The sequence below is a fragment of the Pandoraea capi genome (assembly GCF_902459735.1).
Taxonomy (GTDB): domain Bacteria; phylum Pseudomonadota; class Gammaproteobacteria; order Burkholderiales; family Burkholderiaceae; genus Pandoraea; species Pandoraea capi.
Genome location: NZ_CABPRV010000006.1, coordinates 34,911 through 51,547, shown reverse-complemented (window position 1 = coordinate 51,547; position 16,637 = coordinate 34,911). Strand labels below are relative to the sequence as shown.

General features: G+C 64.0%; 12 protein-coding genes. 4 read left to right on the top strand and 8 right to left on the bottom strand.

Features of this window, described 5'->3' with window-relative positions; genetic code table 11:
- Positions 1-3: 3 nt before the first annotated feature.
- Together fdhF and PCA20602_RS14045 are read left to right on the top strand one after the other, a co-directional pair.
- The gene (fdhF, locus tag PCA20602_RS14050; protein WP_150721759.1) at positions 4-2,862 is read left to right on the top strand and encodes a formate dehydrogenase subunit alpha; all 2,859 of its coding nucleotides are present in this window, start codon (positions 4-6) and stop codon (positions 2,860-2,862) included.
- A 265-nt stretch (positions 2,863-3,127) separates the two neighbouring features.
- Positions 3,128-3,361, top strand: a complete 234-nt coding sequence (locus tag PCA20602_RS14045) for a formate dehydrogenase subunit delta (RefSeq protein ID WP_069343430.1) — start codon at positions 3,128-3,130, stop codon at positions 3,359-3,361.
- A gap of 1 nt (position 3,362) precedes the next feature.
- On the opposite strand, the gene PCA20602_RS14040 is transcribed toward PCA20602_RS14045, so the two are convergent.
- Together PCA20602_RS14040 and PCA20602_RS14035 are read right to left on the bottom strand one after the other, a co-directional pair.
- Positions 3,363-4,211, bottom strand: a complete 849-nt coding sequence (locus PCA20602_RS14040; protein WP_150721758.1) for an EamA family transporter — start codon at positions 4,209-4,211, stop codon at positions 3,363-3,365.
- A gap of 356 nt (positions 4,212-4,567) precedes the next feature.
- A complete protein-coding gene (locus PCA20602_RS14035; protein ID WP_150721757.1) occupies positions 4,568-5,017 on the bottom strand; it encodes a hypothetical protein in 450 nt (149 codons plus the stop codon).
- Positions 5,018-5,355: 338 nt separating this feature from the next.
- Between PCA20602_RS14035 and PCA20602_RS14030 the strand changes: the two genes are divergently transcribed.
- A complete protein-coding gene (locus PCA20602_RS14030; RefSeq protein ID WP_246182161.1) occupies positions 5,356-5,892 on the top strand; it encodes an SLOG cluster 4 domain-containing protein in 537 nt (178 codons plus the stop codon).
- Here PCA20602_RS14030 and PCA20602_RS14025 read toward each other — a convergent pair.
- The 5 genes from PCA20602_RS14025 to PCA20602_RS14005 form a co-directional block, all read right to left on the bottom strand.
- Positions 5,876-7,018 (bottom strand): ShlB/FhaC/HecB family hemolysin secretion/activation protein, encoded by a 1,143-nt coding sequence (locus PCA20602_RS14025; protein ID WP_150721756.1) that lies wholly within the window; start codon positions 7,016-7,018, stop codon positions 5,876-5,878. The genes PCA20602_RS14030 and PCA20602_RS14025 overlap by 17 nt on opposite strands.
- Before the next feature lie 637 nt (positions 7,019-7,655).
- The gene (locus PCA20602_RS14020) at positions 7,656-9,269 is read right to left on the bottom strand and encodes a bifunctional aspartate transaminase/aspartate 4-decarboxylase (RefSeq protein ID WP_150721755.1); all 1,614 of its coding nucleotides are present in this window, start codon (positions 9,267-9,269) and stop codon (positions 7,656-7,658) included.
- Positions 9,270-9,382: 113 nt separating this feature from the next.
- Positions 9,383-11,068 carry an aspartate-alanine antiporter gene (gene aspT, locus PCA20602_RS14015; protein ID WP_150721754.1) on the bottom strand — a complete coding sequence of 562 codons (1,686 nt, stop codon included), beginning with the start codon at positions 11,066-11,068 and terminating at the stop codon, positions 9,383-9,385.
- Between the two features lie 107 nt (positions 11,069-11,175).
- Entirely contained in the window at positions 11,176-12,864 is a 1,689-nt protein-coding gene (aspT, locus tag PCA20602_RS14010) for an aspartate-alanine antiporter (protein ID WP_150721753.1), read from the bottom strand.
- A gap of 660 nt (positions 12,865-13,524) precedes the next feature.
- Entirely contained in the window at positions 13,525-13,842 is a 318-nt protein-coding gene (locus tag PCA20602_RS14005) for a YXWGXW repeat-containing protein (protein ID WP_174981119.1), read from the bottom strand.
- 397 nt (positions 13,843-14,239) lie between these two features.
- On the opposite strand from PCA20602_RS14005, the gene PCA20602_RS14000 reads away from it, so the two are divergent.
- Positions 14,240-15,571 (top strand): MATE family efflux transporter, encoded by a 1,332-nt coding sequence (locus PCA20602_RS14000; protein ID WP_150721751.1) that lies wholly within the window; start codon positions 14,240-14,242, stop codon positions 15,569-15,571.
- A gap of 40 nt (positions 15,572-15,611) precedes the next feature.
- On the opposite strand, the gene hisN is transcribed toward PCA20602_RS14000, so the two are convergent.
- Positions 15,612-16,424 carry a histidinol-phosphatase gene (gene hisN, locus PCA20602_RS13995; protein ID WP_150721750.1) on the bottom strand — a complete coding sequence of 271 codons (813 nt, stop codon included), beginning with the start codon at positions 16,422-16,424 and terminating at the stop codon, positions 15,612-15,614.
- Between the last annotated feature and the right edge of the window lie 213 nt (positions 16,425-16,637).

Here is a 16,637-nt window from a genome sequence, read left to right as displayed (position 1 = left end):
ATCATGATGGATCCGATGTTTGAAAAGGATTACGGCACCCCGCGCCGCGAATCGACCAAGGAAGTCACGCTGGAGATCGACGGCGAACAGATCACCGTGCCTGCCGGCACGTCGATCATGCGCGCAGCGTCCGAAGGCGGCGTGAACGTCCCCAAGCTGTGCGCGACCGACTCGCTGGAGCCGTTCGGCTCGTGCCGTCTGTGTCTGGTTGAAATCGAAGGCCGTCGCGGCTTCCCCGCGTCGTGCACCACGCCGGTCGAACCCGGCATGAAGGTGCGCACGCAATCGCCGAAGCTCCAGGAACTGCGCAAGGGCGTGATGGAGCTCTACATCTCCGACCACCCGCTCGACTGCCTCACGTGCGCCGCCAACGGCGACTGCGAATTGCAGGACATGGCCGGCGTCACGGGCCTGCGCGAAGTGCGCTACGGCTTCGACGGCGCGAACCACTTCGACAGCCAGAAGGACGAGTCGAACCCCTACTTCACCTACGACGCCTCGAAGTGCATCGTCTGTAACCGCTGCGTGCGCGCCTGCGAGGAAACCCAGGGCACGTTCGCGCTGACGATCTCGGGTCGTGGCTTCGAAGCGCGCGTCTCACCGGGTCAGGACCAGCCGTTCATGGATTCGGAATGCGTATCGTGCGGCGCCTGCGTGGCCGCCTGCCCGACCGCGACGTTGCAGGAAAAGTCGGTGATCCATCTCGGTCAGGCCGAGCACGCCAAGATCACCACCTGCGCCTATTGCGGCGTGGGCTGCTCGTTCAAGGCGGAGATGAAGGGCAACGAAGTCGTGCGCATGGTGCCGCACAAGGACGGTCAGGCCAACGAAGGCCATGCCTGCGTGAAGGGCCGCTTCGCCTGGGGCTACGCCACGCACAAGGACCGCATTCTCACGCCCAAGATCCGCAAGAAGATCACCGATCCGTGGCAGGAAGTGTCGTGGGACGAAGCGCTCGATTACGCAGCATCGGAATTCAAGCGCATTCAGGCCAAGTACGGACGTGACTCCATCGGCGGCCTCGTGTCGTCGCGTTGCACGAACGAAGAAGACTACCTCGTGCAGAAGCTGGTGCGCGCCGCGTTCGGCAACAACAACGTCGACACCTGCGCCCGCGTCTGCCACTCGCCGACCGGCTACGGTCTGAAGGCCACGCTTGGCGAATCGGCCGGTACGCAGACGTTCAAGTCGGTCGAGCATTCCGACGTGATTCTCGTGATGGGTGCGAACCCGACCGATGGTCACCCGGTGTTCGGCTCGCGCATGAAGAAGCGTCTGCGCGAAGGCGCAAAGCTGATCGTGATCGACCCGCGCCGTATCGATCTGGTCAAGAGCCCGCACATCCAGGCCGAGTATCACCTGCAACTGCGCCCGGGCACGAACGTCGCCATGGTCAACGCGCTGGCGCACGTGATCGTCACCGAAGGCCTGATGGCCGACGACTTCATCGCCGAGCGTTGCGAAGACCGTGCCTTCCAGCAATGGCGCGACTTCATCTCGCGCGCCGAGAACTCGCCGGAAGCCACGCAAGCCCAGACCGGCGTGCCGGCGCATCTCGTGCGCGGTGCCGCACGTCTGTACGCCACCGGCGGTAACGCAGCGATTTACTACGGCCTGGGTGTCACGGAACACGCACAAGGCTCGACGACGGTGATCGGCATCGCCAACCTGTCGATGGTCACCGGCAACATCGGTCGTGAAGGCGTAGGCGTGAACCCGCTGCGCGGTCAGAACAACGTGCAGGGCTCGTGCGACATGGGCGCCTTCCCGCACGAACTGCCGGGCTACCGTCACGTGTCGGATTCGAGCGCACGTGCGCTGTTCGAAGCCGAATGGGGCGTCGAATTGCAAGCCGAACCGGGCCTGCGCATTCCGAACATGTTCGACGCCGCACTCGCAGGCACCTTCATGGGCCTGTACTGCCAGGGCGAAGACATCGTGCAGTCGGACCCGAACACGCAACACGTCACGCATGCGCTTGAGCAGATGGAGTGCATCGTCGTGCAGGACATCTTCCTGAACGAAACTGCGAAGTATGCCCACGTGCTGCTGCCGGGTTCGTCGTTCCTGGAGAAGGACGGCACGTTCACCAACGCCGAGCGCCGTATCTCGCGCGTGCGTCAGGTCATGCCGCCGCGCGCCGGTTACGCCGACTGGGAAGTCACGATCCAGCTCGCGAAGCGTCTGGGCTACGAGATGAACTACTCCCACCCGTCGGAAATCATGGACGAGATCGCACGTCTCACGCCGACGTTCACGGGCGTAAGCTACGAAAAGCTCGATCGCGTAGGCAGCGTGCAATGGCCGTGTAACGATGACGCGCCGGACGGCACGCCCGTCATGCATATCGACGAGTTCGTGCGCGGCAAGGGCAAGTTCCTCATCACACAGTACGTGCCGACGGACGAGAAGGTCACGCGCCGCTTCCCGCTCATCCTCACGACCGGGCGGATCCTGTCGCAGTACAACGTCGGTGCGCAAACGCGTCGTACGGACAACAACCACTGGCACAGCGAAGACCGTCTCGAACTCCATCCGCACGACGCCGAAGAACGCGGGATCAAGGACGGCGACTGGGTCGGCATCCAGAGCCGTGCGGGCGAGACGGTGTTGCGCGCGATCGTGAGCGACCGTATGCAGCCGGGCGTGGTGTACACGACGTTCCACTTCCCGGAATCGGGGGCGAACGTCATCACCACGGACAACTCGGACTGGGCGACGAACTGCCCCGAGTACAAGGTGACGGCCGTTCAGGTGTCGCCGGTGGCACAGCCTTCGGAATGGCAGCGTCAGTACTCGGACTTCAATCGCCAGCAGGAAGCCTTCCTCGGTCACGCGCAGACGGAAGCCAGCCCGAACTGAGGACGCGACGAACGTCGCAACTTACGCAGTCATGTAGTAATGCAACAAGGCGCGCGGTTTCGTCGAACGACGATGCCGCGCGCGGCAAGGAACAATCCGCGTCCGGCGCCGGGAGGGCTGCACAGTGCCGGCGAGCCTCACCGTCGAATGCCAACGGACGGTGCGGCGGACGCGAGATTGGCCATACCCGCAGGGACTCACGCAAGCGCACGCCAACGCACGCCAACACTTCGCAGCAGAACGATCACAGGGGACGAGACAGCACATGGACACCGACAATCTGGTCAAGATGGCCAATCAGATCGGGGATTTTTTCGAGACGATGCCCGATCGCAGCGAAGCGCTCGAGAACATCGCGGGCCACCTGCGCCGCTTCTGGGCGCCACGTATGCGCATGACGATTCTCGAACACCTCGAAGCGACCGACGGCCACGGCATGCGTGAGATCGTCGTGGCGGCGATCACCGCACATCGCGCCGAACTGTGGCCGCGTGCCTGAGTCAGGCGCCGAGCTTGATGAGTACCGCACCGCCGACCACGAGGCTGCAAGCCACGAGCCGGCGGGCGTTGAGTTTTTCCCGCAGGAACAGCCAGCCCAGCAGCACCGCGAAGATGGCGCTCGACTCGCGCAGCGCCGACACCACACCCATCGGCAGGTATTGCAGCGCGAAGACCACCATGCCGTAAGCGCACGGCGCGACGATCCCCGCGCCCAGCGCCTCGGCCACCCTGCGCGGCGGCGCGAGGAACATGCCGCGCCAGCCTCCGCGTAACGTCCACACCGCCCCCACTAGCGGCACCCCCGCGCATAGATACGCCCACGCGATATAGGCGAACCCGTTGCCGTTCGACAGGCGCACACCGAAGCCATCGATGATCGTGTAGGCCGCGATGAATACGCCGGTCAGCAAGGCGGCCGGCACGCTATCGCCGGAGAAGCGCCGCCCGCGCAAGGCAAGCGAGAGAATGCCCGTACAGATGCAGACAATGCCCGCGACGGCCATCCAGCGAGGCATCTCTCCGGCCAACAGCAGCGCCGCTCCCGAAATGAGCAACGGGGAGATGCCGCGCGCGATGGGATAGATCTGCCCGAACTCACCGACGCGATACGCACGAATGAGCGCCGCCGTGTATGCCACCTGCGCGCACGCGGACAGCGCGATGAGCGGCCAGACCTGCATCGGCGGTGCGGGCAGCAAGGCGATGCCGATGAGCGCGGCGATCAACTGCGGCACCGCCATCATGCCGACTTGCCAGACACGATCGGGACTTGCGTGGAGGAAAGCGTTCCAGGTGGCGTGCATCAGTGCTGAGAGCAGCACCAGTAGCACGATGGGTGTGGTGGTCATGTCGATCCGGACGCAGCGGGATGTCGGAAAACGACTGACAACGCCGGCGTCCGACCAAGGGCAAAGGCGTCATTGTCGCAGCGCTCGCGCGTTTGCCATAGAGCCAGCCGTCTCGATTGCCGTCGGGCCAGACACCGGAAAGTTGTCCACACCCTTTGTGGATAACCCCTTGGATAACCTGACACCGCCTTCTCAAACGCCCCATGAACAGGGGCTGTCAAGAGCCTTGCTCAAAAAACGATCAGACACGGAACAAATATTCGGCTTGACGGTCTGCCCCCTCCCTGCTCAATGGCCTGATCCCTCGTTTGCCGACAGATCGGGCTCCTTCTTACTTTCCGTGAGGCAAGGCGCGCTCAGGCGTCATCTTTTGCATCGTCCGTCGCAGCAGGCGACTGCGGCACCGCGCGCAGTGCTGCGACCACCTTGCCCTGACCAAACCCGGCCTCCGGCGCCTTCTGCAACGCCAGCAGGTATCGCTCACCGAACTCCTTGTCCGTGTGGCGGAACAGCTTCGCCGCTTCGTCGGCAAGCGCGATGCCGGCGTCGTGCTGCGGCGGCTCCTGTTCCTGCCACTCGTCGAGTGCGACGATCAGTCGCGAGAGCGGATCGAGCCAGCGGAACCATGGGTCTTCGGTGAACAGTTGCACGAAGCGGCCGGTCGGTACGGGACCGAAAACTGCTTCGTATTGCTGACGGTCATAGTCGATCAGCACCTTGTGCTGGGCAAGCAGCGCCGTGCGCAGCGCCTTCATGGCGGCAATCTGGGCGGCACTGGCCGGTGTGGTTTCGGTTGGTTCGGTCATCTATCGCCCCGGGAACGTCAGAAAGGTTAGGAAACGGAATTGGAAAGCGTCTTACACGCACTTTAGGACTTAGCCCATAGCCAACAAGCGTCTGGATCACGATACTACACGGGTCTTGCAAACACCTCGCGAGACCAGGCTTTCACTTCCCCGTGGGAGGCCTGCTTCCTCACCCGCCAACCCGGCGGGTTTTTTTTGCCCGCGTGCTTTGTAGCGGTATCGCGCTACTGCACCTCCCACGTCGATCCCGCATTCGGTCCGTCCCCATCCCCCGGTCATGCTCGGTTATCATCGGCAACGCTCAGCGCCTGTCCACCCTGCCCGTCTCTCTCGTCGACATGACTCCTTCCCTGCATCCCAAGACCATCGGTGTCATGGGTTCCGGCAAACAGCCGTGGCCCGAACTTGCGGTGCCGCTCGGGCGTGCGCTCGCGCTCGCCGGCTACCATCTGCTCACCGGCGGCGGACAGGGGGTGATGACCAGCGTGAGCGAGGCATTCTGCGCCGTGCCGCAGCGCGCGGGGCGCAGCATCGGCGTCGTGCCGACACAGGCGGACGACAACGGCATCTTCCGCGCCCTGCCCGGCTATCCGAATGCTTTCGTCGAAGTCACGATCGTCAGTCCGCTCCCGCGTCATCTGCCCGATGCGCCGCCGGGAACGTTCTCGCGCAATCACATCAACGTAATGTCGAGCGACGTCATCGTCGCTCTGCCCGGCAATCACGGCACGCGCAACGAGATCGAGCTCGCCGTGCATTACGGCAAGCCCGTGATTCTGTTCGGGGAGGACGAGCATTTCGCGGACATGCCGGCAACGCTCAGGAGAACGGTATCGCTCGATACCGTGATGGACTTCGTCAGAACGGCACGGTGAGCTTCGCGTCGATCGACTGGAAGCGGTAGGACCACCCGGGCGGACCGCCTGACGACGGCATCCAGGGCGCGTTCAGGCGCTGCATGACCGACAGGTCGAGCTTCGACGTCCCGAGATAATGGGTGTGGCTCAGCCCGACTTCCGCATAGCTGTCATAGGTGTGCAGCGCGTTCGGATCTTCCGTACGGCTGCGGTTGTAGCGCAGCTCCACGCCCGTCGTGCCGTTGGACGTCACATCGAACGCCCGGCGCACTCGCCATTGCAACGTCTGCGTCTGTGTCGTGCCGGTCGCGATCTGATCCGTCGCGGCGTTGGTCGTGCCCGTCACGCCGACGGTCCAGTCCGCATCGAGCGGCATCGAGTAGTTCGCCGTCAGGTCGCGATTGGTCGCGTCGCGGCGCGCATTCTGAAGATCCTGACTGACCGTCGTATTGAACTTGCCGTACATGCCGAGCGGGTTATTCATGAGCAGGTTCGCCGTGCCCTGCATCTTGCCCGTGGTCGTCATGCCGCTGTTGTTCATGCCGAGGTTGAACTGGTAGGGACGCTCGTTGAGCACCTGAAAGCCAACCGCCCCTTCGCCCGGCGTGCGGCTGCGCGTGGCGATGAGCGGCAACTGGTCGTCGCGCACCACCAGCCCGCGACGCATCAGCATGCGGATGTTGCGGTTCGCGAAACTCTCGTGACGCGGCATCCCACGCAGGCATGAAGCGCGCGCAAGAAACGCGTTGGGCGGCGCGACGTCAGGGGCCGGCGGGGGTGTCTCGGGCGCCGCAGCAGCGGCAGAGGCTGCGGCGTCGATGTCGACCGCAGAGATCGCCGTGCCATCCGCACTCAGTTCCGGAGCGACGGCAAAGTCGGCGGCAGGAAGCGGTGGCGAGGGTGGCGGGGGCGGCTGAACCTCGGCCGAGGCCGCACTGGCGACTTCGTCCCCGCTGGAGGCACTGGCGGCCGTTTGTGACGGATCGGCCTCTGCGCCGGAAGCGGTGGACGGCACTGCCGCTGCCGTGGCAGCAGCCGCTGCACGTTGTGCGGCCTCGCGGTCGAGCGTCGCCGCGACCGCGCCGGGGTCGTCACCGGCGAACAAGGCAATGGGGTCGGTCGCCGCGCCAGGGTCCTGGGTCACAGGCTGCGCCGTGGCTGCCGGCGGCGGAGGCGGAGGCGGCGGTACGAAATACTGAGGTGCCAGCCCGCGGTCCCACAATCCGTAGGACACAGCGTTCTGCTCAGTGAAACATGGCGGATCAGGATCCGAGAACAAAGATTGTGCGTGCGCACCCACCGAAACCGATAACCCGGTACTCAGGCACGCGGCCAGCAGGAGGCGACTCCGCACGACCGGCTTTTCCGACATTCGACACCCGAAAATCCCACCCCACGCTGATGCCGTCCGCCGGCGGCGCGCGCCGCATTCGACATGAGGGGGTGCTGTAGCGACAAGGGGCTATTTTACGTCGATCGGATGACGCTCTGCCAGTCACGAAACACGCAAAAAGATCGGGGAACTCTTTCACCCGGTTGCCACTCATATCGCGTGACTTCCCCTGTAGTGATTTTTGCCCGCCTCGTGCGGGCATTTTATTTTGTGATTTCACATCACAAAAAAAGCCCGGGAAGGTGGTTCCCGGGCAATGGTCGATCGCCATGGAGGGGCGATCGAGGGGGGGCCAGCCGATGCCGCCGTCCCTCGTCGGAGGACGAAGGACAACGCCATCATGATCGTCCGGCAATGCCCGGGCATCCGGGCATCGCGCTATCGGGCGTTACTTCTTCTTGCCGCCCTTGCTGCCGCCGGCGAGGAAGCGTTCGTTGTATTCGTCCATGAGCTTGCGCACCGTCGCGCCGATCTGGATGTAGTCGGGCTCGTTGAGGTTCGCGAGCGAGACACGACCCGACGGATGCAGCGTGCCGAAGCCGCGCCCCGGCAGCAGCACTACGCCGCTTTCCTTCGCCAGACGGAACAGCACCTCCGACGGATCGATGTTCTTCATGAACCAGTCCACGAACGCCTTGCCGTAGATCTTCGTACCCAACACCTCCAGATCGAGGATGTTGTAGTAGTCGACGGTGTTCGGCCCGACCTCGTCCGCAATGCCTGCGGCGCGATACATGGCTGTCTTGCGGCGACGGATGATGCGCTTGACCGCATGCTTGTAGGCGTCCGGCTCGTCCATCAGGCAGAACAGCGAGAACAGCGCCAGTTGCACCTGCTGAGGCGTGGACAGACCCGCCGTGTGGTTGAGCGCCACGGCGCGGCTATCGGCGACCAGACGGTCGATGAACTTGAGCTTTTCCGGCTCCGTCGTGATCGACGAGTACCGCGCATTGAGCCCGTCGCGCTGCGCCTTGGGCAACTTGGCGATCTTGTCGTCGAACACGTTCTTCTCGTGCGTGGCGATCGCACCGAGGCGCCAGCCGGTCGCCCCGAAGTACTTCGAGTACGAATAGACGAGGATCGTGTTGTACGGCGCAATCGCGAACAGCGAGCGGAAGTCGTCGGCAAACGTGCCGTACACGTCATCGGTGAGGATGATCAGGTCCGGGCGCTTCTTGACGATGGCGGCGAGGTGATCGAGCGACGCGTCGTCGAGCTTGACGGACGGCGGGTTGCTCGGGTTCACGAGGAAGAACGCCTTGATCTTCGGGTCGAGCAGCTTGTCGAGTTCCTTCTTCGAATACTGCCAGCCCAGTTCCGGATCGGCGTTCAGATTCACTTCGTGAAGCTGATAGTCCGCCAGTTCCGGAATCTCGATGTACGGCGTGAAGATCGGCATGCCCAGCGCGATGGAGTCGCCGGCTTGCAGCAGATGGTTCGTCTTGAGCGTGTTGAAGAGATACGTCATGGCTGCCGTGCCGCCTTCGACCGCGAACAGGTCGAAGTTGCCCACGAACGGATGACGTCCGACCATTTCGCGTTTCAGATACTTCGCGGAGATCTTTTCCGTGTTGCGCAGCATACGGTCCGGCACCGGATAGTTACAACCGAGAATGCCGTGCACCATCTCCGTGAGGAAGTCTTCGACGACGAGCCCCATCTGGTCGCGCACGTACGAGATCGACTTCTCCAGGAACTTCACGCCCGGGGCGTCTTTGTTATCACGGGCGAAATCCTGCCAGCGGGCTTCGATGCCCTTGCCCGGCGGGATACCACCGACGCCTTCCGGCATGTACGTGAACTGACGATCGGCTTCCGACAGCGAGAACAGTCCCAGTTGGAAGAAGCCATGACGCGGTTCGAGCGCAAGGAAGTTCGGGTTGCCGCGACCGGCATTGAGCATCGAGCGCTGCGCGCCATTGTCCTGAGCGAGTTCGATCAGCGTGTCCTTGAATTCGAACGGGCTGAGTTTGGCGAGTGCGTCGAGTTCCTTCGATTTCATAGCGATTTCTCCATGAACAACCACTTACAACCAATTTCGATTCCGTGCTGCGGGGGGACGCATGACAGCCACGGGCAATCGGGACGAAAACTTCAGATACGTTTCCTGACGCGTCACGTCAGCGACACCACCAGCGGCCCCAGCAGCGTGAGCAGCACGTTGGCGATGGCGTAGGTGATGGCGAACGGCACCGTCGGGACGTTGCTCTCGGCCTTGTCCAGAATCTCGCCGAACGCCGGGTTGGCGCTGCGCGAGCCGGACAGCGCACCGGCCAGAATCGCCACGTTGTCGTAGCGCAGCACATAGCGCCCGAACAGGTACGTGAGCAGCAGCGGCACGATGGTGACGATCACCCCGGCCACGAAGATCGAGAGACCGCTTTGCTGCAACGTCTGCCAGGCCTGGGCGCCGGCGGACAGACCCACGCAGGTCACGAACGTCGCCAGCCCCAACTCCTTGAGCAAAGAACTTGCTGCGAGCGGCATCGCCCCGAAGGTCGGATGTTTGCCGCGCAGCCAGCCGAACACCAGCCCCGCGAGCAGCGCACCGCCGCCGCTGCCCAACGTAAGCGGAATACCACCGACCTTGACCACGATATAGCCGATCAGCAAACCGAAGACGATGCCGATGCCCATGTACACGTAGTCGGTTTTGACCGAATACGCGACCGGGTAGCCCGCTTCCTTGGCCGCGCGCTGCACGTCGCTGTCCGCGCCGTACAACGTGACGACGTCGCCGTGATACACGACCGTGTCGTCGAGAATCGGCACCGGCTGCCCCATTCGCATGATCTTGGCGATGTACACCCCGTGTTTGACGTCACGCTCGACACCGGCCTTCAATTCGCCGAGTGTCTTGCCATTACCGCCCTTGCGCGCGAAGACGACTTCCTGCATACGCAACGGGATATCCAGATCGGCTGACGGACGCTGCTCGTCGCCGAGCAGGCGCCACGCCTCGGTCGCTGTCTCGCGACGGCCGATGAGCATGACGTCGTCGCCCGTTTCGAGCACGAGATCGTCGGTCGCAATGATGATCTTGCCGTTGCGACGCAACCGCTCGATAGTCACGCCATCGGTCAGTTGCTTCTCGATCTCGATCACGCGCTTACCGGCGCCGGTCGTCACCCGATACACGCGACCCACGAGCGCCGGCAGCGAGTCGACCTGATCGGCCGAGAGCACGGCGTGGCCACCGGCCATGGCGAGTTCGGCCTTTTTGGCATCTTCCTTGAGGGTGCGGCCCATGAGCTTCGGCACGAGCGACGCGCACACGATGATGGCGCCCAGGCTACCGAAGATGTATGTCACCGCGTAGCCGATGGCGACTTCCGATTGCAGACGCTTGACCTCGTCGGCCGGCAATCCGAGACGCGCGATCGCATCGCCCGCCGTACCGATGATGGCCGACTGCGTGAGCCCGCCACCAGCCACACCGGCGGCCAGCCCCTTGTCGAAGCCGAAGATCTTGGCGCAGATCAGCACGGTCACCAGACCGGACGCCGCGAGGAACACGGCCATGCCGATCTCACGCAGAGTCTTGCGCGAGAGCGAGCTGAAGAATTGCGGGCCGCTTTCGTAGCCCACGGCATAGATGAACAGCGCGAACATGATGCTCTTCACGCCGGCGTCGACCGAGATGCCGATCTGTGAGACGACCACGGCCACCAGCAGCGAACCACCCACGCCGCCTAGCTGGAACGAGCCGAACTTGATCGCCCCGATTGCGTACCCGAGGGCGAGCGACAGAAAAATCGCGACCTCCGGGACATGGTTGAGAATCGTATGCACCAGTTCCACGGCAGAACCTCCGTCAAAAGAGAATTGCGGCGACCGGCGGGGGAGCCGGCACGCGACGACTCAAACGCAACGTGATACGACAGCGCGATGGGCCTCTTCAGGCGTCTTCAGCGCGAAAACTGATGGGCGACGAATACGACGGCCGGCCCCATCAATGGCAACAGCACGTTCGACAGGGCGTACGTCACCGTATACCCCACGACCGGCAATGCGCTGTTGGCCGTTTGCACCACTGCGCTGATGGCCGGCGTGCTCGCCTGCTGGCCCGCGATCGCACCGATCAGAATCGGGCCATCGATGCGCAGCAACTTGTGCCCTACCCACAGCGACACCAGCGCCGGAATGAGCGAAACACAGATCCCGACGACCGGCAGCGCCATGCCGTGTTCACGCAGCAGCACGGCCGCCTGCGGCCCTGCCGACAGCCCGACACACACCACGAACACCGCCAGCCCGAGATCCTTGAGCAGTTCGTAAGCCGCCGGGGGAAACGTGCCCCATGTCGGGCGGCGTGAGAGCAGCCAGCCGCTCGCCAACCCCGAGACCAGCGCGCCACCGCCCGAGCCCAGCGTCATGGGCGCGCCGCCGACGTGCACGGAGATATGTCCGATGCACAGGCCGACGATCAATGCGAGACCGACGAAAACGAGGCTCGTCTTGTTACCGTGCGGCACGGGCTGGCCCATGACCGCACCGGCACGCTCGACGTCTTCCGCCAGGCCTTGCAACGTCACCATGTCGCCGCGTTGCAGCGGAATCTTGTTGAGCGAGGGCAACTGCATGCCCATGCGTTTGACGGATTTGACGAACACGCCGTGACGCAACTCGACCGGCGCTTCGCGTCGCAGATCGGCGACGGTGCGCCCCTCGGCTTCCTTGTTCGTCATGACGTACTCGCGCTCCACGAGCACGATGTCGTTCGTTTCGGTGCCCGCAACCTCCGGGCCGACGAGCGCGTGGGCGTCGAGCATGGCGTCGCGCCGGCCCACGAGCAGGAGTTCGTCGCCGGTCATCAACGCGAGGTCCTGCGCGACCGGCACCTGCGCCGTTGCCCGCCGCACCCGCTCCACGGCGACGCGTGCGTCGAGCGAGGCTTCGAGCGACGCGACCGTCAATCCCGGGTGCGCAACGCGATAGCTGCGCCCGACCAGATCGGGCGCTGCGGGCGTGCCGAGCGATTCGCCGTTCTCGTCGTCCATCTCCTTGGACAGACGCGCGCTTTCCGCCTTGAGATCGATGCCCAGCAGACGCGGGGCCAGCAGATTCGTGAACAGCACGATGGTGATCAGACCGAACACGTACGTGAGCGTGTAAGCGGTCACCACGTTGGCCTGTAGTGCCTTGAACGCTGCCGGATCGAGCCCCAGACGGCTCAGTGCCTCGATGGCCGTGCCGACCATCGCCGACTCGGTCGCAGCGCCTGCGGCAAGGCCGCCCGCCGTGCCCGGATCGAGACTGAGGAGATTCACGGCCAGCATGACGATGCCGAACACGAAGACCACTTCGACGATGGACAGCACGCCAAAGCGCAAGCCGCGCAGGTTCAGGTTTTCAACGAACTGCGGCCCGGCGGAAAAGCCCATCGCGAAGATAAACAGGGCGAATGCGAAATCCTTGAGAGAGCCTTCCACCATGCAACCCGTTTGCCCGACGAGCAACGCGACGAGCAATGCGCCGCACACGCCGCCCAACTGAATCGGACCAAACTTGATTCGCCCGAGCAACTGACCCAGGACGACGCAGACGAACACGGTGATCAACGGCACGGCATCGAACAGCGGAACTGAACACTGCATACAGGCTCCTGCCACAGGTCACACTACCGTGATGGGCTGACCGCTCTGCGGCGGTCGACGTCCGGCACACCAGACTTCAGGAAACGGCTTGGCTACGCGGTGTCTGTCACGCACACCGAAGGACAGCAGACCGGGATCCGGTCATACGTTTTGCACCCGGGCGTGAACCGCCGGACGTTGGTGTTGGGGGGCGCACACGGCGCACTGAATCACTTGTGCAAATGACGCGTTCGTCGCGCATCGCGGCAACACAAGTAATTAAAATTACGCTATCTGCGACTGTTCCGCATTTCGTGGTGACGCGGTGTGGGCATAGTGTTGTTCAACGTTCCTGACGTGTCAACAGGTTTCGCGTAAGGTCTCAGGCTTGCGCGCGTCAAGTCCTTATTTACACCAAGTATATTGGAATGCTTATTAATTTAATGCGAGCCGTCGGCTACACAGGCGGGAGGACCATGACCATCGATGTGCAACACGTTTGTCGTTGTTGTCATCGACAATAATTACAACAGGGATAGATGAAAATATTTCAAACGGCGCATCGACAGGCTGCGGCGCAGTGTCACAGGCTTGCCGTATTGACGTATGAAATAGAGGACGGGCGGCAGGGACTCATGGAGATGCGAGCGTCGCCGGGCCGACGACGTCGGCCTGCCCGCATCACTTTGGCGAACGGATCTCGTGGATCGTGCCGGGGCCCCAGCCTGTCGGGTCCCATTTCCCGTCGCGCAACGTCCATTGATGCTCGCCCGTCTCTTCCCAGTGCGGCGCGGTGTAGCGCATGCCGGGACGTTTCGCTTCCATGTGGCCGTCGACCCAGTCGTAGCGACCGTCCTTCCACTGCCAGTAGCCCGGCACCCAGAACTCCCCCTTGGGGGCAGCGTGCGGATCCTCGAAGCGCGGCGGCGGCGGGCCGCGTTGCAGCGTCACCTCGGCGAGCACGGGCAGACTGGCGAGACACAGGACGGCAGCGAACATGTGACGTCGATGCGCACGAAGAAAAGTTGTCACGGACGAAACCGCAAATAACGATGAGAACGACATACGTGGACGGTGGGTGAAAGCACGGAAGTGAGTCATTGTAACGGTGGACGATGGCAGACTGCCGGGAACGCCTGCGCTTTCACCTCACGGCGGCGTGACATTCCTCCTGCCCCATCCTCTGTTCCAGATAAGCATCGAACTGCTAATCAATCGAATGAGGGCCTGCCAAGTATATAGCGCGCCGAAATCGGACGCGTCTTCATCGCGCGTCCTGCCCGCCGGCTACCGACTCAGGCCGTAGATTCAGGCCTTATAATCGGCACACTCATAACCTGCCGCCCTGCGCGGCATCCGACGGCGCCGCCGTGAACGGCTGCCGCACAGCGCACTCATGAACCCTGCCCCTGCGGCCGCCGGTCACCGGCAATTGCTTCGTCTGGCGGTGCCGATCGTGCTCGCCAACCTCACCCAACCGCTGCTCTCGGCCGTCGACACGGCGGTGGCCGGCCATCTGCCGGGCCCCGCATATCTCGGCGGCGTCGCACTCGGCGGGCTGTTGCTGAACCTCATCTTCTGGGGTTTCTCCTTCCTGCGCATGGGCACCACCGGACTGGCCGCACAGGCGTTCGGCGCGCGCGACGCAGCACGTCTGCGCGACACGCTGGCCCGTGCGCTGGCGCTGGCCTTCGTCATTGGCGCCGTGCTGCTCATGCTGCGCGTACCGCTGGTGTCGCTCGGCGTATCGTGGCTCGGCGGCAGCGATCAGGTGCAATCGCTCGGGCGCGAGTACGCGGGCATCCGCATTCTCGCCGCGCCGTTCGCGCTCGGCAATTACGTCGTGCTCGGCTATCTGCTCGCGTGTCAGCGGGTCAGGCAAGGTCTCGCGGTGCAGGTGTTCATAAACGTCGTGAACATCGTTGCCGTGCTCGCGTTCGTGCGCGGTTTCGACTGGGGCGTGGCGGGCATTGCATGGGCAACGGCGTTGGCCGATGCGCTGGGCTTCGTGCTCGGGGCGTGGCTGCTGTGGCTCGCGCGTACGCCCGGGCTGGCGCCGCTGCGATGGGCCACGCTGGTGGAGCGCAGCGCGCTGTGGCGCCTGCTGCGTCTGAATCTCGACATCTTCCTGCGCACGCTGTTTCTGCAACTCGCCTTCGCGTGGTTTGCCCGGGTGGGCGCACGGCTTGGCGACACGACGCTCGCAGCCAACGCCCTGCTGCTGAATTTTCAGACGTTCATGGCCTACGGTCTCGACGGCTTTGCCCACGCGGCCGAGGCGCTCGTCGGCGCGTATGTCGGCGCACGCCAGCGGCAGGCACTGTTGCACGCCATACGGTTGTCGCTGGGATGGGCGCTCGCCTGTGCGGTCGCGTTCGCGCTGGTCTATGCCGTCGCCGGCGGTGCGATCATCGATACCCTGACCGATCAGCCCGCACTGCGCGAGACCGCACGCGAATTCCTGCCATGGGCCGTGCTGTCGCCCATCGTCGCCGTCTGGTGCTTCCAACTGGATGGCGTATTCATCGGCGCCACGCGCACGCGCGAGTTGCTGACGTCGTCGCTGATCGGCTTGCTGGTGTTTGGCGCCGTGATGCCGCTCACGCTCGACGCGTGGGGCAATCACGGGCTGTGGGTCGCGCTCATGGCGTTTCTCGCCACGCGCGGCGTTGTGCTCGGCGTGCTGTTGCCGCGAATCTGGCGAGGCTTACCCCGCCAGACGGCCTGACGACGTCAGGCATCGGGTCGGCCGACCCGCCTGCACTCCGTCACGCTGCGCGAATGCAGGCGAGCGCCGCCGCGTGGAGTTCTGCGTTGGCGGCCGCCAGCACCTGCCCCTGCGAAGTGAGCGTCAGCGGCTTGCCGTCCCAGTCGGTAATGACACCGCCCGCCGCTTCGATCACGGGCGCGACCGCCAGATAGTCGTAAGTCTGCAAGCCGGCTTCCATCACCAGTTCGATGTGCCCGCTCGCCAGCAACCCATAAGCGTAGCAATCGCCACCGAAACGACGACGGCTCACGGCCTTCGTCAGACGGTCGAAGCGGGCGTATTCCGCCGCGTCGAAGATGTCGGGCGACGTGGCGTAGACGGTCGCATCCGCGAGCGACGTGACCGGACTGGTCGTGCAGCGCTGCGTGCCAAAGCGGGCTTCGCGCACGCCGGCGGCGACGTCGTTCACGCCGATCCAGCGCTCGCCCGTCGCCGGAATGTCGATCAGGCCGACGATCGGCTGGCCGTTGTGCAACAGCGCGAGCAAGGTGCCCCACAACGGATGGCCGGTGATGAAGCTGCGTGTGCCATCGATCGGGTCGATCGACCAGACGAATTCGGCATCCACGCCCCGCTTGCCGAATTCCTCGCCCCAGATCCCGTGAGACGGATAGCGCTCGGCGATCTTCTCGCGCAACGCGGTCTCCACTTCACGGTCTGCGATCGTCACGGGGCTTTCGTCGGCCTTATCGTCGACGGCGAGACGTCGGCGGAACCAGCCCAGCGACAGCGGACGCACGGCGTCGGCCAGCGAAGCGGCGAAAGCCGCGTACTCCGAGGCAGCAGCAGTGACGGCGGGGGAAGACGACATGCACGAATCTCCGGCAAGAGGGCCGCATGCAGCGGCAAATAAAGGAAAGCGAGGAAAACACTCGATCAGTCGCGATGATACGCGTTCCCCAGTGACGCGGCGACGACAGCCGAGGCCCATGCGCGAGCGGCGACTGGCGACCAGGAAGACCTCGCCAGCGCGCGCGAACGCCCTAAAGTGGTGCAAATGCGCTATGCTCGCGGCCTGATCGGA

Excerpts from the sequence above, each read along its gene's own strand:
- fdhF (WP_150721759.1), top strand. The coding sequence starts at position 4 with ATGATGGATCCGATGTTTGAAAAGGATTACGGCACCCCGCGCCGCGAA.
- PCA20602_RS14045 (WP_069343430.1), top strand. The coding sequence starts at position 3,128 with ATGGACACCGACAATCTGGTCAAGATGGCCAATCAGATCGGGGATTTT.
- PCA20602_RS14040 (WP_150721758.1), bottom strand. The coding sequence starts at position 4,211 with ATGACCACCACACCCATCGTGCTACTGGTGCTGCTCTCAGCACTGATG.
- PCA20602_RS14035 (WP_150721757.1), bottom strand. The coding sequence starts at position 5,017 with ATGACCGAACCAACCGAAACCACACCGGCCAGTGCCGCCCAGATTGCC.
- PCA20602_RS14030 (WP_246182161.1), top strand. The coding sequence starts at position 5,356 with ATGACTCCTTCCCTGCATCCCAAGACCATCGGTGTCATGGGTTCCGGC.
- PCA20602_RS14020 (WP_150721755.1), bottom strand. The coding sequence starts at position 9,269 with ATGAAATCGAAGGAACTCGACGCACTCGCCAAACTCAGCCCGTTCGAA.
- aspT (WP_150721753.1), bottom strand. The coding sequence starts at position 12,864 with ATGCAGTGTTCAGTTCCGCTGTTCGATGCCGTGCCGTTGATCACCGTG.
- PCA20602_RS14005 (WP_174981119.1), bottom strand. The coding sequence starts at position 13,842 with ATGTTCGCTGCCGTCCTGTGTCTCGCCAGTCTGCCCGTGCTCGCCGAG.
- PCA20602_RS14000 (WP_150721751.1), top strand. The coding sequence starts at position 14,240 with ATGAACCCTGCCCCTGCGGCCGCCGGTCACCGGCAATTGCTTCGTCTG.
- hisN (WP_150721750.1), bottom strand. The coding sequence starts at position 16,424 with ATGTCGTCTTCCCCCGCCGTCACTGCTGCTGCCTCGGAGTACGCGGCT.